This window comes from Paraprevotella xylaniphila YIT 11841 (assembly GCF_900683745.1).
Taxonomy (GTDB): domain Bacteria; phylum Bacteroidota; class Bacteroidia; order Bacteroidales; family Bacteroidaceae; genus Paraprevotella; species Paraprevotella xylaniphila.
The window spans coordinates 3971652-3995776 of record NZ_LR215980.1 but is presented as its reverse complement, the minus strand read 5'-3'; the positions used below and the strand labels follow the sequence as shown (position 1 = coordinate 3995776).

19 protein-coding genes are annotated in these 24125 nt (G+C 51.6%); 5 read left to right on the top strand and 14 right to left on the bottom strand.

Annotated elements, in window-relative coordinates:
- Window positions 1–33 precede the first annotated feature (33 nt).
- The 13 genes from E0E47_RS16645 to rlmN form a co-directional block, all read right to left on the bottom strand.
- On the bottom strand, window positions 34–993 hold the full coding sequence (locus tag E0E47_RS16645; RefSeq protein WP_130894230.1) for a hypothetical protein: 960 nt from the start codon (window positions 991–993) through the stop codon (window positions 34–36).
- Window positions 994–1024: 31 nt separating this feature from the next.
- Complete coding sequence (locus E0E47_RS16640) at window positions 1025–1987, bottom strand: FimB/Mfa2 family fimbrial subunit (RefSeq protein WP_130894229.1); 963 nt, start codon at window positions 1985–1987, stop codon at window positions 1025–1027.
- Between the two features lie 141 nt (window positions 1988–2128).
- Window positions 2129–3388: a hypothetical protein gene (locus E0E47_RS16635; protein ID WP_130894228.1), complete on the bottom strand. Its 1260-nt coding sequence runs from the start codon at window positions 3386–3388 to the stop codon at window positions 2129–2131.
- 67 nt (window positions 3389–3455) lie between these two features.
- Complete coding sequence (locus E0E47_RS16630) at window positions 3456–4790, bottom strand: tetratricopeptide repeat protein (RefSeq protein WP_130894227.1); 1335 nt, start codon at window positions 4788–4790, stop codon at window positions 3456–3458.
- 14 nt (window positions 4791–4804) lie between these two features.
- A complete protein-coding gene (locus tag E0E47_RS16625) occupies window positions 4805–5383 on the bottom strand; it encodes a DUF3575 domain-containing protein (protein ID WP_130894226.1) in 579 nt (192 codons plus the stop codon).
- A gap of 724 nt (window positions 5384–6107) precedes the next feature.
- Window positions 6108–6479 (bottom strand): preprotein translocase subunit SecG, encoded by a 372-nt coding sequence (gene secG / locus E0E47_RS16615; RefSeq protein WP_008627111.1) that lies wholly within the window; start codon window positions 6477–6479, stop codon window positions 6108–6110.
- 2 nt (window positions 6480–6481) lie between these two features.
- A complete protein-coding gene (locus tag E0E47_RS16610) occupies window positions 6482–7228 on the bottom strand; it encodes a hypothetical protein (RefSeq protein ID WP_008627109.1) in 747 nt (248 codons plus the stop codon).
- Between the two features lie 4 nt (window positions 7229–7232).
- A complete protein-coding gene (locus tag E0E47_RS16605; protein WP_008627108.1) occupies window positions 7233–7760 on the bottom strand; it encodes an LptE family protein in 528 nt (175 codons plus the stop codon).
- Window positions 7735–8961, bottom strand: coding sequence for a sigma-54 interaction domain-containing protein (locus tag E0E47_RS16600; RefSeq protein ID WP_008627107.1), 1227 nt, complete (start codon window positions 8959–8961; stop codon window positions 7735–7737). Before E0E47_RS16600 ends, E0E47_RS16605 begins: the two co-directional genes overlap by 26 nt.
- Before the next feature lie 84 nt (window positions 8962–9045).
- A complete protein-coding gene (locus E0E47_RS16595) occupies window positions 9046–10041 on the bottom strand; it encodes a lysylphosphatidylglycerol synthase transmembrane domain-containing protein (RefSeq protein WP_008627106.1) in 996 nt (331 codons plus the stop codon).
- Window position 10042: 1 nt separating this feature from the next.
- A complete protein-coding gene (pdxA, locus tag E0E47_RS16590) occupies window positions 10043–11134 on the bottom strand; it encodes a 4-hydroxythreonine-4-phosphate dehydrogenase PdxA (RefSeq protein WP_008627105.1) in 1092 nt (363 codons plus the stop codon).
- Between the two features lie 16 nt (window positions 11135–11150).
- Window positions 11151–12212: a DUF4837 family protein gene (locus tag E0E47_RS16585; protein ID WP_172604731.1), complete on the bottom strand. Its 1062-nt coding sequence runs from the start codon at window positions 12210–12212 to the stop codon at window positions 11151–11153.
- A gap of 4 nt (window positions 12213–12216) precedes the next feature.
- Window positions 12217–13263: a dual-specificity RNA methyltransferase RlmN gene (rlmN, locus tag E0E47_RS16580; protein WP_008627097.1), complete on the bottom strand. Its 1047-nt coding sequence runs from the start codon at window positions 13261–13263 to the stop codon at window positions 12217–12219.
- A gap of 112 nt (window positions 13264–13375) precedes the next feature.
- On the opposite strand from rlmN, the gene E0E47_RS16575 reads away from it, so the two are divergent.
- Genes E0E47_RS16575 through E0E47_RS16565 form a run of 3 tightly spaced genes read left to right on the top strand, consistent with a single transcriptional unit; the run spans window position 13376 to window position 19479 of the window.
- Window positions 13376–17263, top strand: coding sequence for a DUF4922 domain-containing protein (locus E0E47_RS16575; RefSeq protein ID WP_130894223.1), 3888 nt, complete (start codon window positions 13376–13378; stop codon window positions 17261–17263).
- A gap of 7 nt (window positions 17264–17270) precedes the next feature.
- Window positions 17271–18599: an MFS transporter gene (locus E0E47_RS16570; RefSeq protein WP_008627079.1), complete on the top strand. Its 1329-nt coding sequence runs from the start codon at window positions 17271–17273 to the stop codon at window positions 18597–18599.
- Window positions 18583–19479, top strand: coding sequence for a hypothetical protein (locus E0E47_RS16565; RefSeq protein ID WP_021980689.1), 897 nt, complete (start codon window positions 18583–18585; stop codon window positions 19477–19479). Before E0E47_RS16570 ends, E0E47_RS16565 begins: the two co-directional genes overlap by 17 nt.
- 242 nt (window positions 19480–19721) lie before the next feature.
- Here the strand turns inward: E0E47_RS16565 and E0E47_RS16560 are convergent, their stop codons facing one another.
- Entirely contained in the window at window positions 19722–20444 is a 723-nt protein-coding gene (locus E0E47_RS16560) for a hypothetical protein (protein ID WP_232038492.1), read from the bottom strand.
- A gap of 912 nt (window positions 20445–21356) precedes the next feature.
- On the opposite strand from E0E47_RS16560, the gene E0E47_RS16550 reads away from it, so the two are divergent.
- Both E0E47_RS16550 and E0E47_RS16545 read left to right on the top strand, forming a co-directional pair.
- Window positions 21357–22526 (top strand): DUF418 domain-containing protein, encoded by a 1170-nt coding sequence (locus E0E47_RS16550; RefSeq protein ID WP_172604730.1) that lies wholly within the window; start codon window positions 21357–21359, stop codon window positions 22524–22526.
- A 38-nt stretch (window positions 22527–22564) separates the two neighbouring features.
- The gene (locus E0E47_RS16545; protein ID WP_130894220.1) at window positions 22565–24097 is read left to right on the top strand and encodes a right-handed parallel beta-helix repeat-containing protein; all 1533 of its coding nucleotides are present in this window, start codon (window positions 22565–22567) and stop codon (window positions 24095–24097) included.
- Window positions 24098–24125: the final 28 nt, after the last annotated feature.

Sequence of the window (24125 nt, the reverse complement as noted above, 5' to 3'; positions counted from 1 at the left end):
CAGGCATATACATGATTATAATGATTTTACGTGTTAATTACCTTGATTGGACATCAGCTGCAAGTCATGACTTTCAGCCTCAAAGGAAGTTCCTTTCACAGACAGGTTCACCTTATGCCACGAGGCTGCATCCAACGGTGAAAGAAATTCCGCCGTGTATTCGGTCTTCTCGCTTGCGCTTTCTCCCTTCTTCTTATGGGACACACTGAATGTAAACTTATTCTTCTGTCCGGAAAAGGTGTAGAAATAGGTACGTCCGTTACGTTCGCTCACCGCATCGTCTGCTTGGTAATAGCCTGCGTACGTAAGGGCTTCTTCCGCCTGATGGAATTGCGGGAAGAACCATCCCCTTTCCGTCCCGTAAAGTGTGATGCTTCCCATCCGGGCTTCCACATAACCTTCGGGAGAATAAGCGTCCTCAGCATCCCATTGCACGTCCACTTTGGCTATTATCCGTTGGAGGGTTACTTTGATTGTGGTAATCTTTTCCTTTTCGACCTCTATGGCTTTTCCGGCCCGGCCGCTGAAAAGACTGAGCAAATAGGCCTTTTTCTCTTCTGCCGTAGAAAAACCAGAAAGCAATGCCGTCTGCAAGTCTTGGATTCCCTGTTCCGAAGAGGCCGTCACGGTCGTCACGCCTGTTTCCTTGTAGGCCACGGCATATACATCCCTTACCGTTCCGGCAAAAGCGTAAAACTTTTGTTCCTTGCCTGACACATAATCTTCACCCAACGAATAGTGAAGCACTTGCCCCCAATCGTACACAAGGAAGATGTCAATCCGTGTCCATTCTGCCGTACCTTCGCCCGTACCGGAACCGGGGTCTCCCATCCCTCTCAAAGAAGCAGCATCCAATCTCACCGACACTGTCACTTCGCAATCCTTCGGTGGCAACAAAGTCTCACCGGCCGGTTCTTCCCCTCCGCATGCCGTCCAACACAGCAGACAGAAGAGCCACAGCCATTTCATCCCTTTCCGTACCTTATGCTCCATATCCTTTTCTCCTTACATCGTTCATAACCAGTTACATTTCACCTTCATAATCATTACCCGGCTTCCAATCGGTGTCTATCTCCACACCGGCCGTGATGTCTACGGATTCGCCCCCCGATTCGGTGATGTCGAACTCGGCTTCCAACACGCGCCCCGCCTCTATGGGTTCAGTCACGGTAAATATATGTTGTATGATTTTATCTTCAAATTCAGAGTAGAAATACAATTTCCACGTGCCGGTGGTCTTCGTGGCGTACCGGCGGACACCTTCTCCCAAGGTGGGATAACAATAAAAGACGAAATCGTCGCATTGGCCGCTTACCGTCTTCCTGAAACCGGAAGCGTCGGTCACCATCTTGTCATGGTCGACATATTCATCGGCCCAACAACGGAACCCGCCCTTGGTCTGCGACAGGTAGCACTTGACGTTCGCTAGCGTGGTAGGATGGTTCACGCGGATTTTCATCTTGCCCACTACCGGACTCATCAGCACCGTGTAGTGCTCTTGGTCCCGGTTCTCCAACTTCAAACTCAACAGGCCGACAAAAGGAGCATAGGCCAAAGCCCGGACTGTATCTCCCGCCACCGGCGTTTCATCCACACATACTCCGGACAAGTCATTCCCAAAAGCATGCACGCCTCCCGTCACCATGTCATTATTATGATTGGCCACCGCGATATGGTCGTAATCGCCCATAGGAAGGGTGACCTTAAAATAGAGGTCTTCCGGCATGTCCTGCGGAGCAAACATCTTGTCATAATACAGGCTTTGGGGCGTATTCCAAAAACCTAAATGAAGCGAATGCAAAGCATCGTCGAACTCTGGATCAACCCCGTGCTGCAAATCTATCTGGTAGGATACCGTAATGTCCCGCATCTCTACGCCTGTAGGACAATCGGACAAATCCTCGTCTATACACGCGGCCAAGGACAAAGCGCACACCATGCATGCCCCTATGCCATATCTGTCTATGTTCGTCTTCATTCGTTTCATCAAAATCCTTATTCAATTCTGTTCATTCTGCTATTGAAAAACAGCAAGGCCGCACGGCCTGTGCAGCACAAAGCCGCACAACCTTGCTGTGATGAGTGGACTTTCCCTTCCTTTTTAGAAAACAGGGAAACGGCCTACGGTTTAGATTTCCTCCTCGTAGGTCACACCTTTCTGCCAAGCCACATTGATTTCCACACCGATATTGACATCCGTTGAAATGACTTCCGAACCGGACACACGTCCCCAGTCGGTTACAGTGGCATTCAGCAATGTAGTGTAGTCTTTCATGAAGACATCCTTTCCTTCAGCGTCTGCCTTGTCATCCGTCAATACCAACGGCAAGAAGAGGTAAGTGATTGTAGTTCCACCTAAAGTTTCTCCCTTATCATTCTTGATATATGTATTTTCAGGCATCTCGAATACGATATTCATAGATACATCTTCGTTATCCTTCGTAGCGGCTACTACGGAATAGAAAGATGCCCCTGCCACCTTTCCGTCAGACAGGCCAAAAGAAACGGCTTGGTCTACAAACCCGTCAGTGTTGACTCCGGTAGCTGTCTCATAGATGGATACCAAATCAGTACCAACCCGTTCAAAATCGGTATCCAATTTCTGGGACTGTCCACCGATAATGATGCTGTGTACTTTTATACCGGCTACATCTGCCGTCTTACCCTCACCTGACAACTCTGGGTTATCATAGAAACAAGTTGTAGAAGCATCTCCATTGATAATACCGGCCGCCAACATGCCAACGGCATAATTTACATTGGACAACTTGATGGCTTTATAACCCTTAATAGACGTTCCCACAGTAATGGCAGTACTTGCGGCATCCAAAGTTTCTCCCCCATAAATCTGATTCCCCGTAATGCCGGCATGACCGTAATAATACAATCCATGCGGTTTGTACAACGTACTTGTCACCTTCTCGGCATCATAAGGCGCAGTGGTCTGTGTCAATGTGGAAGTCACTCCATCAAAAATTTTGCTTTCATCCAATGCGCTGATATTACCGTACACCTTGAACTCGTTGATGTTCTCGTTCAACTTCGCAGTTTCCTCCACGCGAGAAAGGTCATTGGTGAAATTCGGCATCTTAATCGGATTAAGATAAGCGGAAGAAGCTTGAGGCGTAGCGGTGGTAATCATCGGCACCACATAAATGTTGCTGATGGTTTGGATGGTAGCACCCATGTTAGCCTCATCCTGGCTCAAACGCTTGTCCACAGCCCCTTTCACAGAAAGAGCCAAAGTCACATCGTTCTTCTTCCCGTTAATCAACGAACCGAGGTCCGTTCCTCCGGCGACCTCCTCGTCACTCGAGCAGGAAGCCAATCCCATCGTACTGGCCACGATTGCCGTGGCAAACAAGTACATTCCATTTTTCATTTTCATAAAAGTTAAATTTTAAATGAATAAAACAATTAATAAACTCTATAATTAGAAAATCTCATAAATTCCGTCATTCCACGGCCTGTACGCCCTTCAGGTTGCCCGCAGCCTCGCTGTCGCCCGCCTTCACGGCACGCTCGAAGCATACGATGGCCTCCTTACGCTGCCCCGTCTTGAAGTAGGCCACACCCAACGTGTTCCACTTGCGTTCGTCGTCCAACGGTTCGAGCAGGGCAACCGCCTCGGCATCGCGCCCCCCGCGCACCAAAGCCACGGCCCGGTTGATAGCTTCGGCTGCCTCGTCCGGCACAGCCTCATAGTAAGCACGGATATACCCCGAATTACGTTGGTCGGCAAAGACCGACTGCTTCAGGTATTGGTAAGGCCGCCCGCCATTGAGCCTGCGGATACGCTGCTCGCGCAGGTTGGCATCCGGCGTGTGGTCGATGATTTGCAACAGCTCCTGCCGCTCGTCCAGGTCGCTCTCGGCGATGACATCGCGCAAGTCGGCCCATGCCTCCCCTGCACCCACCACCTCATACACACTGTCGGGCATGTCCACCCGGGCATCAAGGTAGTCTTTCAGGACTTCGGCACGCCGCCCGGCCAGATGCTCGTTGAAAGCCACGGAGCCTTCAATGGATGCCAAGCCCACAATCACCACCTTCACGATGGATGAGGTCTTGTCGTCCTTCACGCGCCGCATCATGTCCACGATACGCGCCAACGTGGCCTCGTTGTCGCGGAAGTCTTCGCGCAAGTCCCACTTTCCCACGGGGAAATGCACGTAAAGCGCATCTTTCATTTTGCGCAAAGGGATGTCGCGCGTATAGGGCTTGTATTCGCTGACGGGCTTCAGCACGGGTTCGCGCACGGCAATCTGTTCAGCCACGCTCAGCACTGGCACGACAGCCTTGGGTTTCGACGTGAACCAACACGTAGCACCCAAATCGAGCGCAGCCAACGGCCGCACGTCACAGCAGTCCTCGAACTCGCAATCCACCGTAAGCGAAAGCTCCGACGCACGCATCCACGGCTCCGCCTCTACCACCTTATTATAATATAGGGTATCGGCGGCAGCTGCCACGACGGCACGTTCTTCACCGTGCAAAGCCGCACGGCGGTCGAAGTAACGGCGGTTGCGCCGCCCGGCCAGTTCCACAGGAGGCAGCGCCAACGTGTCGCCCGCCTTCGTGGTAAGGCGCGGCGTAAGGATGAGACGGTCGTCGGAGGTAATTTCCACATCGCCGGCAGCCACGGAAAAGGCCACTTTGAGTTGCGTACTGTCCTGCCACGACAACACAGGTTCGCCCGTCGGCACCACCTGTTGGGCCGACAACGGACAGGAAGACAGGCACAAGGCCGCTGCTCCCATCCACGCTTGTATATCATTGATTATCTTCATCTTTTCGGTCTGATTTACTTGAACACATAAATAAAAGACACGGACAACTTGGTGGGCACGAAGCGGTGGGTAGTACGCTCTTCCAACTTGTCGCCACACTTGCGGCACTCATAGGCACTGAAGTCTGCGAAAGAATAGCCCAACCCCAACTCGGCCTCCAAACTCCAATGGCGGCTCAGGATCCAATGGTAGCCGTAACCCAGACCCACAGCCCACTCATTACCCTGCATGCGCTCATCTTCCAACTTGGGCAACAGGCCGAAAGGCAGGTTCACCCCTCCGGCATTAAACCGCGTGTAAGAAGCGTGAAGCCCTAAGAAGTGCCCACCGAACGGACGGCATATCCAATAACGGTACTCCGGCTGCACCCGTAGGTGACGCCATTTCTTGTTGTCGGAAAACGTCCAGGGATTCCACGAAAGCCCCAAAGCCATGGTGGACTTGCGCCCCACTTTCACTTCGGGTTCCAAATTCAACGAAGCTGTAGCCCAGTTCACCACATCCGTTTTTAACGCTACGGTCTGTGCTTGAACAGCGACGAACCAACTGCACAGCCCCAGCAAACATAAAACAAGTCGTTTGCTCTTCATCATGGTTTTCAGTTTATAGAATATACGTAAAGGCCCGCTTTCATCTGAAAGCGGACAATATACCAAATGCCCGACATGGCCAAACATAGCGGGGTTTATCGACAAAATACAAAAAGATATTACATGATTTACATGTGTGTGTGTGTGTGTGTGTGTGTGTGTGTGTGTGTGTGTGTGTGTTTACACAAATATTCGGAACAACCAAATACAAATAGTTAAAAAAGCAGTTCAAAACGCATGTTTTCTCATATAAAATCGTCAAAAAACGGTATTTTTCGCCCTTGCACAGTACTATCAGCAACGGCCTCCACACCGTAGCACCTCTCTGATTTCTATGTACAAGTCCGTTTTTCATCATCGCATTTGGATAATATTACGTGACAAATATAGAATTTATAAACAAAACAAACAAATTTTCTCGACATTTTTTTAAAAAATCATGGATATAAGTACTCTTCACTTCCCTCCAAAGGGTTTTATAAAACCATCCTTCATCCTTCAGAATCTGTCATAAGACACTATAATACAATATATTATAAACTGAAGAATGGTTTTGTGAAACTTCTGGGTAGGGGTAGGAGCTTTCAGACAAAAGAACAAAAGGACACAAGGTGAATGCCGACTTCCACAAACGGGATTTGACAAGTTGCACCTTATGTCCTTTTGTCTAATAATAATTCCCGGAGAAGGGTTTCGCCCTTCTGTCACCCAAGACCGGCAGTTCCGCTTACTGCGCGGGTGCCTGCTGTGCCGGAGCTTGCCCGGCCGGAGCAGCCTGTTGCTGCGGTTGGCTAGCACCGAATCCCGGCAAATTGTTGGAATTTACGGCCTTTTGCTCGGTGGCCGCCTTCATCATGGCAGACTCTTCCGTAGCCACTTTGGGAATAAAGAATACCGAAACCACGCTCAATACGACCATGGCAGCCGCCAATCCCCAAGTCAGTTTTTCAATCACATCCGTCGTCTTGCGCACACCCATAATCTGATTGGAAGCGGAGAAGCTAGAAGCGAGACCTCCACCTTTGGACTCCTGGATGAGTACAACCAGACACATCAGAATGGCAAGAATGACGATGAGAACAACCAATACTGTGTACATGTTTACGATTTTTTATTTTTATTATTTATTATCAATTTCTCCAAGAAACGAATCTGGTCTGCAAAGTAACGGTTTTTTTTTGGATATTTCAAACTTAACCGCCTTATAATTTCCATCGCTTTGGTATATCGGCCTTGTTTTATATAAATTTTAGCCAATGTTTCGGTAAAATAGTCCTCATCCTCCTCGTTTTCGCCCTCGGCAGGAAGAGCAGGAGTCTGCAACTCGCTGTCGGCATCCTGCTTCAGTACGATGCGTTTATCCCCTTGCCCGATAAATTCGTCTATCAGTTCCTGATGCTGCATGCGGGGCACTGCCGTAATCGTGTCGGGAGCGTCTTCACTCTGCATCAGGTATGCCATATAGTCTGTGGAAGCATCCACCGGCTTCGGGCGGTGGGGCTTCTCCTCCGGCAAGTTGGCCAGAAAATTGTCTATGAGCGAATAAGTGCGGTCCTCTTCCACCTCTCCCGCCTTCTCTGCTTTCGTCTGATACTTCTTGACGGGTTCGAACCGATAGTTTACGCCTTCTATCAAACGGAACAGGGCTTTACGGTCGGGCAGGAAAAAGGCGGCGCGACGAAGCTCCCGGTCGAAAGCCGCATCGTGCAAGAGGTACAGATTACGCAAATAGAGCAGACGGGCCGGTTGGAAATAAGGATAGTCGCTGACCAACTTCTCCAGGCGGGGCAACGTCTCCTTATCCAGTTTCTCCGGATGCTTGATATAATCCGACAAGTTCAAATCCATATCCTTACCAATTCGCTACGGTTGCATTAAATATCTGGTCCACAATATCCTTCACCATCTGGGTCACCAGTTCCTCTTGTACAGCGGTCAACTGTTGCGAAGAGTCATACTGGGAGGTGGCACTGAACTTCTGTTCGAAGTCTTCATCATGGTTGGCATTATTCACAAAACGGACATTCACTGTCATCTTCAACTGCACCTGCGACGAAAACCCGTCGGCAGACACGGCCTTGTTGAACTGGCTGTATTCCACAATCTCGCCCGAAAGCTGCAAATCCCCGTTACGGTTCACCTGCCTCAACTTGGTCTGGCGGGCAAAGACGTCGGTCAACTGGTTGCTGAAAATAGACTGCATGGGCGCCCATACGTATGCAGAGCGGATGGGGAAAGGTGAAATCTGTATCGTCTTGGTTTTCGTATAGTCGATGGATGCCCCGTTGAATTTATAGGAAATAGAACAAGCCGCCAACAAAAAGACACAAGACAACAGCCCGACCACCTTACTTTTAAATATCCTCTTTATCCAAACCATATTCCTTTATTTTACGATAAAGCGTCCTTTCGGAGATGTTCAGTTCCTGGGCGGCCTTGCGACGCTTGCCCCGGTTCTTCTCCAAAGCCCTCACTATCACCTGACGTTCCACGTCGTTCAAAGACACGGTCTCTTCCACATATTCTTCCGGAGTCTGAAACTCATCCGCCCCTTTGGCCGCATGAGCCACCGGATAAGTGACATCCGGCTGATAATAAGTAATAGGACGCTCGACAACCTGAGGGGCGGAAGAGTGCTCACGCTCCACCCGCTGCCCGTGCACCAACTTTTTCAGTTCCGTCACGTCGTTGCGCAAATCGAAAAGTATCTTGTACAACAGTTCGCGTTCGTTTTCAAAACTGTGGCCTTCATTCCGTTTGTTCAACGGTACGATGTCATGCGTCACCGGATCTTCGGGGATATACCCGGACAAGATTTCAGGAGTGATAATCCGCTCCGGGGAGAGGATGGAAATCTGTTCCGTCACGTTCTTCAGTTGGCGGACGTTCCCCGGCCATGAATATCTTTTCAGCCTTTCCTGGGCGGCTTCCGTCAGCTCCACAGGATCCGGCATATTATACTTTTCCGCCGTGTCCATCGCAAACTTCTTGAAAAGCAGCACCACATCGTCCCCCCGTTCGCGAAGAGCCGGCATCTTGACGGGAATCGTGTTCAGGCGGTAGAACAGGTCTTCGCGGAAACGGCCGTCGCGGATGGCCTGCGCCATGTTGACATTGGTAGCCGCCACGATGCGCACGTCGGTCTTACGCACGTCGCTCGAACCGACCCGGATGTATTCTCCCGTCTCCAACACACGCAACAAACGCGCCTGCGTGGCCAAAGGCAGCTCTCCAACCTCGTCAAGAAACAGCGTACCTCCGTTGGCCGCCCCGAAATAGCCTTCACGCTCTCCTATCGCCCCGGTAAAAGCCCCTTTCTCATGACCGAACAGTTCGGAATCTATCGTCCCTTCTGGAATGGAACCGCAATTCACGGCAAAGTATTTCTTCGTCTTCCTCAGGCTGTTGTCGTGGATAATACGGGGAATGATTTCCTTTCCCACGCCGCTCTCCCCGGTAATCAATACGGATAAGTCCGTCTTGGCCACCTGCAAAGCAATGTCCACTGCATGGTTCAACCCTTCCGAGTTGCCCACGATACCATATCTTCTTTTCTGTGCCTGAACGTCGGATGTATTCATATCTTCTCCCAAAATGCGATTGTCGACAAAATTACATAAAAAATCCCGTGGGACACAACTTTAACCGCATTAATTTAAGAAAAACTAAGCAGGCTTATTGCCCAGTTTGATCAACAGCAAACCGACGGCTGTCCACACCAGTTCGCGCAGACGGACAATCAAACCGGTGTAAACACCGTAGGCACCGGCCAGGGAAAGTCCGCCCACGGCTAAGGCAAAACCGCCTTCACGCGCTCCCATACCCATCGGAATAAAGAAAAACAAATTGGCAAAAAGCGACGTGAAAGCCTGTATCAGCACGCAATCCCAAAAAGAAACATGATCGGTCAGTATCAGCAAGATGAACTGGATTTCAAGACAACCGGCCACCCGCACGGCGAACTCTATGAACAACGACAGGTAGAACGTGGACTTACGCTGTGCATGCAAGGCGGCTATCTGGCTGTCCACCTTCCGTATGGACTCTTCCCGCGTGCCGATGAACCGCCGCAGACGGGACTTCAACCCGGGTATATGGGCCAACAAGCGCAAGGCTTTCATGGCTAACCCGTTTTTATATCCCTTCTGGAAGAAGTAAATGCCCGCAGCGCAGAAGGCGGAACAAACGGTCATGAATACCGCCATCCCCGCCGACATTTCCCGTCCATAGAGCCACAAATAAAGGAGAATGGAGAAAGTCCAAAAACAGAAATGGGAAAAGATGTGCATCATGGCATACAAAATCACACTGGATGTTGCCTTGGCCGCCCCCACGTAGGGCGTCAGCTCCATGATACGGTAAGGCTCGCCGCCGAGCAGTCCCACCGGAGTGACATAGTTCAGCGCATAACCGCTGACCGTGTACTTATAAATCTTCAGGAAAGGAATTTTCGGTGCCGCCCCGTCGTGGATGATGACCGACCAAGCCCAGGCGTTGGCCAGATAAAGGAAGACCCATAAGAGGATGACGGCCGGAAACCAGTATCCCGCCCGACGGACGTTGTCCCATAATTCCGAATAGGACAAGTCCGAAGTGCAGAGCATAATAATGATGGCCACCACGCCGATGGCCAGAAACACGTTACGGTAAAGAGGCTTCATGTTATTCTTCCGGAGCGTTCAGTTTGAGTTTGTCGCTGTCGTCACGACGCTCGTGATACTGCTTGCGCAAAGGATGGGCATACGCTTCTTCGTAACGGGCACGGTTGCGGTACACATCCAATGCCGCATAGACCGCCTGGCGGAAGGATGACTCGTCGGCCTTTCCCTGTCCGGCGATATCGTAGGCCGTACCATGGTCTGGAGAAGTACGGACGATGGGCAGTCCTGCCGTATAATTCACCCCGTCCGCCATGGACAGTGCCTTGAACGGTGCCAATCCCTGGTCGTGATACATGGCCAACACGCCGTCGAAATGCTCGTACGTACGGTTTCCGAAAAAGCCGTCGGCCGCATAAGGGCCGAAACAGAAAACGCCATCCTTCTCCATCTCCAGGAGAGCCGGACGGATAATATCCTTTTCTTCCGTGCCCAACAGGCCGCCGTCGCCGGCATGGGGGTTCAGTGCCAATACGGCGATACGCGGGTTCGATACATTAAAATCCTTGCGCAACGCCTCATGGAAGATACGGATTTTTTGCATAACGGCTTCCTTGGTTATCGCCTGCGCCACGTCGCGAATCGGCAAATGTGTAGTCACCAAAGCCACGCGAAGCACGTCATTCATCAAAATCATCAGTGCCTCCCGGCCTTCGCCGACGCGCTCCTGTATATATTCCGTATGTCCGGGAAAGTGGAAACCATCTCCCTGTATCGTTGCCTTGTTGATGGGTGCCGTCACCAATACATCGAACAGTCTCTCGCGATAATCCACCATAGCCCTTTCCAAAGCCGCCAAAGCCGCTTTGCCGCTCTCGGCAGAGGGCTGTCCGAAATCGATTTTCACCTCTTCTTCCAGACAGTCCACCAAATTCAACTTGCCCTCCACGGCCTCGTCCGCTTTTTGTATCGTGACGAAGTTTGTCGTCAGCTCCATCGCCTTGCGGTGATAAGTGGCCACTTTGGGCGAACCATATATAATAGGTATACATAACTCCAACATCATCGGTTCGCTGAAAAGCTTCAGGATAACCTCGTATCCCACACCGTTTATGTCACCGTGGGTTATCCCCACCAATATCTTACCATTCTTCATATCTTTTGTTTCTGATTTATTCTTGTTCTTTTCCTGCCACCACGCTGACTTCGGGTATGTTGGCTTTCAATTCACGGGCTTGCTCGCCCGGCAAGCAAAGGGTGTACAACGCAGCCTCCAACCGACGAATCAGCCCTCTCTTCATTTTCTCCGGCGCATAAACAAAGCCTTCCGCCACCACCACGCGGTTGTTCAACGTGTCCACCCGGGAATGGCTGACAAACGGGCCGCCCATGGCATCATGCTCCATTTTCCACAGTCCGCGTGCCTCCATGGCATACCCTCCTTTCACCGTAATGGGTTTCACCGAAGTACAAACCGTGTCGGTAGCCATATACATACGGGGTTCCACACCGGGGATATTGACTTTCATCACGGAATCGCGTTTGGCCAACACGTATGCCTTGTTGAACGTCCAAGGCCCTTCATAAGGATAGGAATACATACAGATGTTCACTAACCCGGAAGCCGTGTTGGAAGAAGTCCAGAAGAAGTCTTTCCCTTTCTTGTAGCTCTTGATTTCCGCCGGTGCCCAGAATTGGCAACCGAAGATGGAATCGGCCAAGAAAGACACGACTTCCGAATGTTTTTTCTCCAATTCATTGATTTGCCGGTTCATTTCCATTTTCACCAGAAAGTCGATGATGGCCTGGGAGTTCTTTTTCACAAAAGCGGCAAAGTCCTTTTCATTCGGACTTTGAATCGTCAACAGGACCTGCGGTTGGGCATACACGTCGCGTGTGAATTTCATTTTGGTCTGTGTATATTGGTCGGGAGCTATATCCACCTTTATGATGTTCCGAAAAATATTCAACACCTGATTAAAACGCGAAGGGTCGGTCTGAGAAATACGGAACGAACGTTCGGGCTGCGGAAGGCCGGGAATATCCGTATCCAACACATCAAACAACGCACGTCCCGCAGGACGCTGCCACAGGGAATCACCAACAACAACCAACACTTCGTACGGGCGCCCACTGGACGTAGGCTTAGTCAAATGGTCACAGGCAGCCAACAGTATCACGGCAACCCATATTCCGCACCACGACATCCATCGATTTCCTAAAATCCTTTTCATAGCCTTATTCTGTCTTTTTAAGTTCCACACCTTGTTGTTTCGCCGTGCTCAACAATCCGCAAGCGGCAAAAATATCCTGTCCGCGCGACGCCCGGATGGTAGAAAAAAGCCCGTGCCCGGTCAGGTAATCCCGAAAACGCAACATGCCTTCCTCCGACGTCCCCTTCAAGTCCACGCCGGGAACGGGATGGAAACGAATCAAGTTCATCCGGCATTCCACCCCTCCAAGCAAGCGCAAGAGCTCCTTGGCATGCGCCAAGGTGTCGTTCACCCCTTCAAACATCGTATATTCAAAAGAAAGGCGACGTTGGTGCGTAAAGTCGTACTCCCGGAGCAACGCCACGATTTCCTGCAGGCCGTAACTGTTCTCGGCCGGCATCAACCGGGCACGTTGGTCGGCAAACGGGTTATGCAGGCTGACTGCCAGATGACATTCACTCTCGTCCAAAAAACGTTTCAGCCCCTTGCGCAGTCCGACGGTAGACACCGTAATGCGCTTAGGACTCCAGGCATAGCCATAATCGGCTGTCAGAATCTCCGTGGCGCGCAACACATTATCCAGATTGTCCAACGGTTCTCCCTGCCCCATGAACACCACATTGGTCAGGGTGTCGCGCTCCGGCAGCGAATACAGTTGGTTCAGGATATCAGCAGCCGTCAGCTGTCCGGAAAAGCCTTGTTTTCCGGTCATGCAAAAACGGCAGTTCATCCTGCACCCCACCTGGGAAGACACGCAAAGCGTAGCCCGGTCGCCATCGGGGATATACACCGTCTCCACGTATCCGCCCGCCGCCGTACGGTACAGATACTTCACGGTCCCGTCTGCCGAGCGTTGGCAATCCACCGGACCCAAGCAGCCCACGGTATAACGTTCGTTCAACAAACATCGGTTCTTCGCCGAAATATTGGTCATTTCGTCAATGGAAGCCACCTTCTTCCCATATAGCCATTCCGCCATCTGACGGGCGGCAAAAGACGGCATACCGATTTCCCCCGCCACGGACTTCAACTCCGACAACGTCATGCCCAATAATGCTATCTTATCCTCCACGGTTATCTCTTCTCCTTTATTTTACAGGCAAAGTTACGGAAAAAAGAGAAAACTTTCCACTATATTGGACTTCTATTAGTATATTTGCACGCTATAATACATAAATTACCACATGAAATCGTCATCACATTCTCCACGAATAGACTGTTTCCTCCCTTGCGGAACGGAAAATCAAACCGCCGGACTGGTACAGGAACTCCGCGACAGCGGATGGACAGGCCGTATCTACGGGCTATGCCCCGCAGGCGTCGGGGCCATCCTGCCGGAGACCTGCCTGCCGTTACCTACCGACGGGATTTTCAGCACACAGACTATCCTGGACATGGCTCGCCTCTGCGAGGCCGAATACTGCTTGTTCTACCACAAAGCCTTGCCGCTGGAACTGGGATTCCATGCCCTCGACCGACTGTTGCGTGTGGCCGACGACACCCGTGCCGACTTGCTTTATGCCGACCACTACGCCATACAGGACGGGACACGGCAACCCCATCCGCTCATAGACTACCAAAAGGGCAGCCTGCGCGACGATTTCGACTTCGGCCCGTTGGTCCTGATACGTACCGAAGCCCTGAAAGCATACGCCGGACAAGAGAATTTGCCCGACTATCATTTTGCAGGATGGTATGACTTACGTCTGTATCTGAGCCGTCACGGCGAGTTGTTCCATTTAAACGAACTCCTTTATACGAAAACGGAAACCGACGCCCGGAAAAGCGGAGAGAAAAACTTCGACTACGTAGACCCGAAAAACCGCACCGTGCAAATCGAAATGGAAAAAGCCTGCACGGAGCACCTGAAGCAAATCGGGGCTTATCTGGCTCCCGATGAATTCGACGAGGTAGACTTCCGTACCGAAGATTTTCCCTGTGAGGCCACCGTCGTCATTCCGGTACGCAACCGGGTCCGTACTATCGAAGATGCCATCCGCAGCGTGCTGTCCCAAGAAACAGATTTCGATTTCAACCTTATCGTGGCAGACAATCATTCCACAGACGGAACGACGGAAGCCATCGCGCGTTATGCCGCCCGTGACCCTCGCGTCGTCCACCTTATCCCCGAACGCGGCGACTTGGGCATCGGGGGCTGTTGGAACTTGGCCGTACACCACCCGCGTTGCGGACGCTTCGTCGTCCAGTTGGATTCGGACGACCTGTACAGTTCACCACAGACTTTGCAGCGCATCATACAAACTTTTTATCATGAAAAGGCAGCCATGGTCATCGGAGCCTACCGCATGACGGACTTCTCCCTGCAAACTCTGCCGCCGGGCCTGATAGACCACAAGGAATGGACACCCGAAAACGGACGCAACAATGCCTTGCGCATCAACGGACTGGGTGCCCCGCGCGCTTTCTTCACTCCGATTCTGAGGAAGCTGCAAATCCCGAACACCAGTTACGGGGAAGATTATGCGCTCGGCTTATGCTTTTCACGCTACTATCGCATCGGGCGCATTTATGAAGAACTTTACTTGTGCCGGCGTTGGGAAGGCAATTCCGACGCGGCACTGAGCATAGAAAAAGTCAATGCCCACAATCTTTATAAGGACCGGCTACGTACTATCGAGATAGAAGCCCGCCGCCGGTTGAACCGACTGTGGGCACACCCGCTGACCCCCGAAGACATGCAGGCTTTCTTCCGCAAGCAATTAGAGGACTGGGACGAAGCCCGACAACGTTACGAAGACCTTCAAAAAGCGGAAACCAAGGAACTGGTCATCGGCGACCATACGCTGACCGCCCAGTTCAATCCGGCACGCATGACCTCGACCGGAGCCAGCATCTCCGCCGAAGCCTTGGCCGCACGCCCGTGCTTCCTTTGCGACCTGAACCGGCCGGAGGCACAACATGCCCTACCCATAGAAGGACATTATCAACTGTTGGTGAACCCTTATCCCATCTTACCGGAACACTTTACCATTCCGGCACGGAGACATACTCCGCAAAGCATCCTGCCTCACTTCAAGACCTTGCGCAACATGGCCTGGAACATACCGGAAGCCGTCTTTTTCTACAACGGCCCCGTATGCGGCGCTTCAGCCCCCGACCACATGCACTTCCAGGCCGGGAAACGGGGTGTGCTGCCCATCGAACGGGACTGGAAAAGTTACGAAATGGGGATGGAAAAACTCTATCCTCTGCAACCGGCCGAAGAAGAAAGCATCGAGGAAATCATGATGCAGAACGCCAACTGCGGACTTTACATCCTCAAAAGTTATATCTGTCCGGTATTTGTCATCCGCACCCGTCCGTCGGAACATCCCTGCCTGCTTTTTGAAAAACTCTACTATGCCCTTCCGCTCTGCGACGGGGAAAGCGAACCGCGTATGAATATCCTTTGCTGGCGGCAATCCTGGAACGCCGGACGCGAAGACGAAATCGTCATCTTGATTTTCCCACGCAAGAAACACAGACCGGCTTGCTACGGACAGACCGGCGAGCATCAACTGCTCGTCAGCCCCGGAGCCTTGGATATGGGCGGGCTGCTCATCACACCGCGAGAAAAAGATTTCCGAACCCTCACGGCCGGACTGGCTACGGACATTCTGCGTGAAGTGACGCTGAGCGAGGAAGAGCTGCAGCCGGTCATCGGGCAGTTCACCCGTCATCTGAAGAAAGACGGCACGGAAAACACGGAGCCACGCACGGCTCCTGAACGGCTTCATGAAGGCACGGAACCCGAGGTCAGCGTAGGCATCATGAGCCGGCAACGCATTCGTTTCTCTCTCAACGCCACCTACTCGGCCAAAGGCAGCCTCGTAAGGGGCGAGCAAACGGTGGAATGCAGCGAAGGAGGCATCCTGTGGAATGGAAACCTATACCGGGAACTGACTTTTACCCCACAGGAAAACAAAGCTTCTTTCTCGCTTTACGACGTGACAATCGGTATCAAATTCCATTGGGAACGGCAAGAAACGCAAATCTTCAGCGGCACGTTGAAATTAGTGGTGGAAGAAGAAAAAATCGTGGCCATCAACGTGTTGCCGGTGGAAGACTACCTCATCAGTGTCATTTCCAGCGAAATGAACGCCTCCGCCTCTCCTGAGTTCCTGAAAGCATCGGCCGTCATCAGCCGGAGCTGGCTCTATGCCCAGATAGAAAAGCGCAAACAACTGAGTAACCACGACCGTGGATTCTTCTCGTTCAGCAAAAGCGACGGAGAGCTGATCCGTTGGTACGACCGCGAAGACCATACGATATTCGACGTATGTGCCGACGACCATTGCCAACGCTATCAGGGCATCACGCGGGCCAGCAACGAGGCCGTGGTGGAAGCCGTCAAAGCCACACGCGGACAAATCCTCACGTCGGGGGATGACATCTGCGACGCACGTTTCTCGAAATGCTGCGGCGGAGCGACCGAAGAGTTCGAATACTGTTGGGAAGACAAGCATCTATCTTACCTGACCAGCATCAGAGATATTGCGCCTGAGAACCTGTCGGGCATCCGTCCGGCACTTCCGGACCTCACCCGGGAAGAAGAGGCGGAAAAGTGGATACGAAGCAACCCGCCTTCGTTCTGCCACACGGAAGACGAAGAAATACTCCGCCAAGTGCTGAACGACTACGACCGGGAAACCACGGACTTCTACCGTTGGCGCGTGGAATACACGCAAGACGAATTGTCCGGGCTCATCGAGGAGAACCTGAAAACGGATTTTGGCAGCATCCTCGACCTCATCCCCGTGGAACGCGGACGAGGCGGACATATCAGCCGGTTGAGAATCGTCGGTACACAGGAGACACTCGTCATCGGAAAAGAGTTGGAAATACGCCGTGTATTAAGCCACACCCATTTGTTCAGTTCGGCATTCGTGGTCGACAAGGAGGATTTGCACGACGGCATACCCGGCCGGTTCGTCCTCCACGGTGCCGGATGGGGGCACGGCGTGGGCTTATGCCAGATCGGGGCGGCGGTCATGGGAGCCAAAGGTTACCGTTACGACGAAATCCTGAAACATTATTATGACGGAATCACCATCCGGAAAGCCTACTCCTGACAGCCTTATGAAAAGAAAACCTTACGCCATAGACGACCGGCAAACACCGGAAACCCCAAGCCGGAACCCATGGAAATGGATTCCGACCCTGTACTTTGCCGAGGCACTGCCTTACGTGACGGTCATGAGCATCTCTACCGTCATGTACGAACGCATGGGACTTTCCAACGCCGAAATCGCTTTCTACACTAGCGCACTCTACCTCCCGTGGGTCGTCAAACCCCTATGGAGCCCGTTCATCGACCTTGCCAAAAGCAAAAGATGGTGGATATTGGCCATGGAGTTCCTCATCGCCGCCGCCATAGCCGGAGTGGCCTTCACGCTTCCCTCCGCCCATTTCCTCGTCTTTACCCTGATGTTCCTGTGGATGATGGCTTTCAGCAGTGCCACCCACGACATCGCAGCCGACGGTTTTTACATGTTGGCGCTCGACCCGCACGAGCAAAGCCTGTATGTGGGCATCAGGAGCACGTTCTACCGCATCGCCACCATAGCGGGCAGCGGACTGCTCATCATGTTGGCGGGCACGTTGGAAACTTTCACCCGCCGCATCGCCTATTCGTGGAGCATCGCTTTCTACGTGCTGGCGGCATTCTTCATTGCCGTGACTGCCTACCACTTTTTCCACTTGCCGCGCCCCGACTGCGACCGGACACGAAAAGCCGTGTCGGCCCGCAGCCTGTGGAAAGACATTTGGCTCACCGTCACATCGTTTTTCCGGAAACCGCAGCCTGTGGCCGCCGTCCTTTTCATGCTTTTCTACCGCCTGCCGGAAGCGTTGCTCATCCGGATTTCCAACCTGTTCCTGATTAAACCCGTCAGCGAAGGCGGACTGGGGCTTTCCACGCAGGAAGTAGGGTTCGTACAGGGAACGGTAGGCGTACTCGGCCTGACCCTCGGCGGCATCATAGGCGGTATAGCCGCCTCGCGCAACGGGCTGAAAAAGTGGCTGTGGCCGATGGTATGGAGCATCACGCTACCAGACCTTGTATATGTCTATCTGAGTTACTTCCAGTCTACGAATTTCTTGCTTATCAACGCCATGGTATTCATTGAGCAATTCGGTTACGGCTTTGGCTTCACTGCCTACATGCTGTTCCTCCTATATTATTCGCAAGGGGAACAACAGACTTCGCATTATGCCTTCTGCACGGCTTTCATGGCCCTGTCCATGATGCTGCCGGGCGCCGTGGCCGGAGAATTGCAGGAAGCCGTGGGATACTTCCACTTCTTCCTTATCGTAATGGCCTGCTGCTTGGTGACGGTCGGCGTCACAGCACTGCTGAAAATAGACCCGGAATTCGGGAAAAAAGAACATCATGGAAACCAAGCATAACCTACGGAAAGCCTTGTTGGTGGCCGACGGAGGCTCCACAAAAACCGACTGGTGCCTGGCAGTTCCCCATCGGGAGCCTCAGCTTTTCCGTACGCGTGGACTCAACCCTGCCCTGTTGGAACCTCCCGCCATCCGGGAAATCCTGCAAACGGAACTGCTTCCCCGGTTGGCCCCCCATCTCCAAGGACCGGAAACGGAAACCCATATCTATTATTACGGTGCGGGATGCCTGCCTTCCGTCTGCGACAAGATGGGACAGGCCCTTACCGGACTCTTCCCCCGCTCCACAGCCGAAGTCCATTCCGACCTGTTGGGGGCTGCACGGGCCTTATGCGGACACGAAGCCGGCATTGCCTGCATTTTGGGCACCGGTTCCAATTCCTGCCGTTACGACGGACAGGACATTGTGCAACATGTGTCTCCGTTGGGATACATCTTAGGGGACGAAGGCAGCGGCACAGCTTTAGGCAAACGCCTGATAGGCGACTGGCTCAAAGGACTTTTAGACGAAGAACTAAGCCGTAAGCTGGCGGAAAGCTACGGATGGGACGAAGCTGACATCATCCGGAAAGTGTACCGAGAACCGGAAGCCAACCGTTTCTTAGCTTCTTTCACACCTTTCCTGAAAACCCACCGTACCCACCCTGACGCCCACCGTATACTCACAGACTGCTTCAAAGCCTTCTTTGAACGGAACATCATGGCTTACCACCCCGGATCGCTTGCCGTACACTTCGTGGGCAGCATAGCCGCCATTTTCCACCAAGAACTGGAGGAGGCTGCCGGAATATACGACATACGGATAGGAAACATCCTCAAAGAACCGATAGACCGGATGGTAAATTACCATCGGCAAAAACTGAAAGACAAAGCAGATTAAAAGATTTTTAAGGAAAATGCAGTGTTTTTCGCAAAATATGTTTTATAGCATGTTTTTTTACTTGCACGCACCTAAAAATGCGCTTACCTTTGCAGCGTTATCCTGAAAACAATCTTTTTACCTTAAACAAAACTAATACCTAAAAAACTAAAGAAATACGGGTCGCTGTGAAGCGACCCGTATTTCTTTTATCCCTTTAAAAAGGTCCCGTCACCAACCGAGGCCGACAACGGGACCACCGCTCAGGGGCAACTGACGGGAAAGTAATCGAATGAAAAGCGCGGAACTCCACCGTAAGACAATATCGCAGCATTCTTTTCCGGCCTGAGGATAAAAGTGATAGATTGCGTTTCGCTGCGATTTTCTCCGTCTCCCACCTTTTCGTATGTGACCGTCTGCGGAATGCGACAGGTGGTTTTCCCCCACAGTCCGGCATACCAAATAAAATCATAAAGCCCCGGAAAACAATTCATCTCTTGGAGGTAGATACCGGGATTTAACTTCAGGGAATCCTGCATGTCATAGCCAAAAGTATAAATCTCATGCCTCTCGTATAGATTGTTCGTATGGGAAACATCGGAAACCACCGTCTCCAGATTCCCGTCCTTCCAAGTGTACCGCGCCACGCCGGTTTCCCTGTAGCCCGAACTGTTCTCACGATGGTAGTTCATCTCGGTTATATGTCCCTCGGAGTCGTAAGAAGCCGATACCTCTCCCCTAAAAGGACGGGCTTTTCCACCGTTTGCCGTCTCTTGCTCCATGCCGTTGAATTCCATATAAACCACATGGCCTTCCGGAGCGACACGAACGGGCTTGAAACAAACCTCGCGGACACGACCGGTGGCTACGGACTTCTTTTTCGTGAAAACCCGAAACGCCAATGGATGCGTCTCCACTATAAAAGTACCATATTCCGTACTGTAGCCTCCGACTATCCGTCCGTCACGATATTTAAACCGGGTCATATTACTATCCCCCCGACTCCATCCGGCAATCGGACGTACGATACCCATATCTCGCAAACAGGGAACCGACACAGCGACTTCCCCTTCTAAGGGATGCGATTTTTTATTACTCCGACAGGCCACACAGCCACAGGCCATATACGTAACGAGCCATATTTTCATCAAACTACGGACCATTCTTATCATATTCCTGCGTTACTATTATTTTATATTACCAATAGCGGTCCATCTCTTGGTAAGAGATAGACTACCGTTTGCAAATGTAGGTAAAAAGCCAGATAACGCCAAGTAACTGTATGAAAAAATCTAAGAAATGCGATGTTTTTCTAAACTTTGTATTTTTTAAATGGCTGTAAAATAGTATATTTTAAATGTCGGTCTATCTCTTACCAAGAGATGGACTTTTTTTCATCCCCCAATAGACCTCGGAAAAACGGCTAAGAAACAGCAAACAAGATGCCCTGTTTATAAAAAACGTTAAATACAACCATTTTCATTTCCCACCTATTGTTTATTTCAAAAAAGTCCGTAACTTTGCATCGTGTTTTTCATAGTATTAGATTTAAGGTTAACAAAGGTTGGGTCAGAGCGCTGACCCTTTTTTTATATCCTTACTGTGAAGTAGGGATATTTTTTTGTAGTCGGAAAAAGAAAGATTACGGGGAGTTCCACAGTATCCCTCAGCCACTTACAGAAGCATCGTTTATCAACATTTTTCCGCTCAAAAGCACCACTGAAAATCAATCGTTTACATTCTTAAAATTGTTCTGCGCCAAATGAAAAATCGTTTGGCTGAAATTGATTTTTCAATCTGCTGCAAACGATTTTTCAATCTCCGCAAGATTATTTTTGTTGGTATAGATGAAAAAAATCCCTATTTTTGCAAAACATACAAAGCAAAAAGGAAAAAACATGCAAAACACCATGAAAAGACATCCACGCGTGGACGTGGCTGACGTATTACGCGGAATAGCCGTAATGGGCATCATCCTGCTACATTCCATCGAACATTTCAATTTCTACTCCTTCCCCGACACGGCAGGACAAAGCGAATGGCTGAACTTCAGCGACAAAGCCATCTGGGACGGCATGTTCTTCCTCTTTGGCGGGAAAGCCTATGCCGTTTTCGCATTGCTCTTCGGTTTCAGTTTCTTCATCCAATACGACAACCAGCGGCTGCGCGGAAAAGATTTCAGGGGACGGTTTTGCTGGCGGCTCGCCCTGCTGTTCCTCTTCGGCAACCTGAACGCCTCGTTCTTTACGGCGGAGGTGTTGGTGCTCTACTCTTTAGTGGGCTTCATCCTTCCGCTCACCTGCCGTCTGAAAGACAAGTGGCTGCTGATATTGGCCTGCGTCCTGCTCATCCAGCCCCTGCCCTTATACTACGCCATCCGGGCGGCCTGCGACCCGGCATTCGTCACTCCGGCCGTACCCACCGGACATTTATGGGCACAAACTTTCGCCGTACAACAAGGCGGCACGTTCTGGGAAACCGTACGCGTGAACCTTTGGGAGGGACAACTGGCCAGTCTGGCTTGGGCCTGGGACAACGGACGCGTGTTCCAGACGGCGGCCCTATTCCTCTTCGGACTGCTCATCGGCCGACGGGGCTTGTTCCTGAAAGAAAACCTGAAAGTGTGGAACAAGATACTTTGCGGAGCCTTAGTTGCATTTTTCCCGCTGTACGGGCTTGGCAACATGCTGCCCGACTTCATCAGCAATCCGTCCGTATTGACCCCGCTGAACCTTGTGGTAAGCTCTTTGTATAAATTCGCTTTCATGTTGGTACTGGTTTCGGGCGGGCTCATGGCCTTTTACCGCACCCGGATGCAAGCGTTCATGAGCAAAATCATCCCATACGGCAAGATGAGCCTGACGAACTACATCACCCAAAGCATTGCCGGAGCCATGCTTTATTACAACTGGGGCTTTTCCTTGCACGACGATTTGGGCATTACGGCCAGCCTGTTGGCCGGAATGGCGTTCTTCGTCCTGCAATTTTCTTTCTGCAAATGGTGGATGAAACACCACGACCACGGCCCGTTGGAATATGTGTGGAAACGGGCCACATGGCTGAAATGACCCGTATGGTTACGAATGTTCCTTAACCTTATCATATAATGAGAACTTTATTCCTTCTTATCTTCTTGGGAGTGGCCGGAAACATTTCCGTCCCCTCCCATGCCAAGTCCAAACCACGTGGGGGACAAAACTATTACGTAGACGCGCAAAACGGTGATGACCGCGCCGACGGAAAGAGCGAAAAGACGGCTTGGAAAAGCCTGTCGCGGACGAAAGAAATACAACTGAATGCCGGCGATTCCTTATTATTGCGCAGGAACTCATCATTCAACGGGCTGTTGGAAGTGTCGGCCGAGGGGATGGCAGGACGTCCGGTCGTAATCGGTGCTTACGGCACAGGCAGGAAACCTTGCATCCAAGCCCCGGACTCGTCGCTGTACACGGTCTTGGTGCGCAATTCAGACTATCTCACTTTAGAGAATCTGGAGGTCGTGAACACCGGAAAGCAAAGGATGGCGAACCGCACGGGCGTGAAAGTGCTCTGCGAAGATTATGGCGTGTCGCACGACATCGTGCTCCGGGCACTCCATATCCACGACGTGAACGGCAGCCTGATCAAACAGAAAGGGGGAGGTTCGGGCATACTCATCGTCAACCGGGGTAAAGACACGCCCTCCACGTTCGACGGATTACGGGTGGAAGACTGCATCATCCGGAGGTGCGAGCGGAACGGCATCATCTGGTCCGGTTACAGCGACCGCGAACATTGGCATCCCAACACACGTACCGTCATACGCAAAAACCTGATAGAGGAAGTCCCGGGCGACGGCATCGTCCCCATCGGATGCGACGGAGCCTTGATAGAATACAACCTGATGCGCAACTGCCCGGGCACATTGCCCCACAGCGAGGCCGCCGCAGGCTTTTGGCCTTGGAGTTGCGACAACACCGTGATGCAGTTCAACGAAGTGAGCGACCATAAGGCCCCATGGGACGCACAAGGATTCGACTCGGATTACAACTGCCGCAACACGACCATACAATACAACTATAGCCACGACAACGACGGCGGACTGGTCCTGATTTGCAATTCAGGCACGTACCACGGTGCAGGCAACCAAGGCAGCGCGGTGCAATATAATGTGAGCATCAATGACGCTATCCGCCCGCGTGCGACCCGTAGCGGAATATTCTCGGCCAACATCCACATTGCCGGTCCTTGCAAAAACACATTGGTACAACGGAACCTCTTGCATGTCAACCCCAAAACGGAGCCGTTCATCGACCGCAGTATCATCACGTCCGATTCATGGGACGGCTATGCGGACTCTACCGTGTTCCGGGAAAATGTATTCTTCGTCCCGCAGGAATCAGAAATCCGCCTGAACCGCTCCACCCGTAACACGTTCGACGGGAACTATTACTTAGGCAACATAAAAGGCCGTCCCGAAGACCCGAACGGCAGAAACGCATCGGACTATTACAACCAGTGCATCAGCAAAGACCCGTCCGGCTTCAACAGTTTGTCTTTTCTCTTCGACACGGTAATTATCGGTGACGGCTCTGCCGTACTGAAAGCGGTGAACCGGGACACCATCCACCGCTTTTTTGAAATGATGAAAGAAGAATGAGCCTTTCAAAAGAATAACGGGAGCCAGT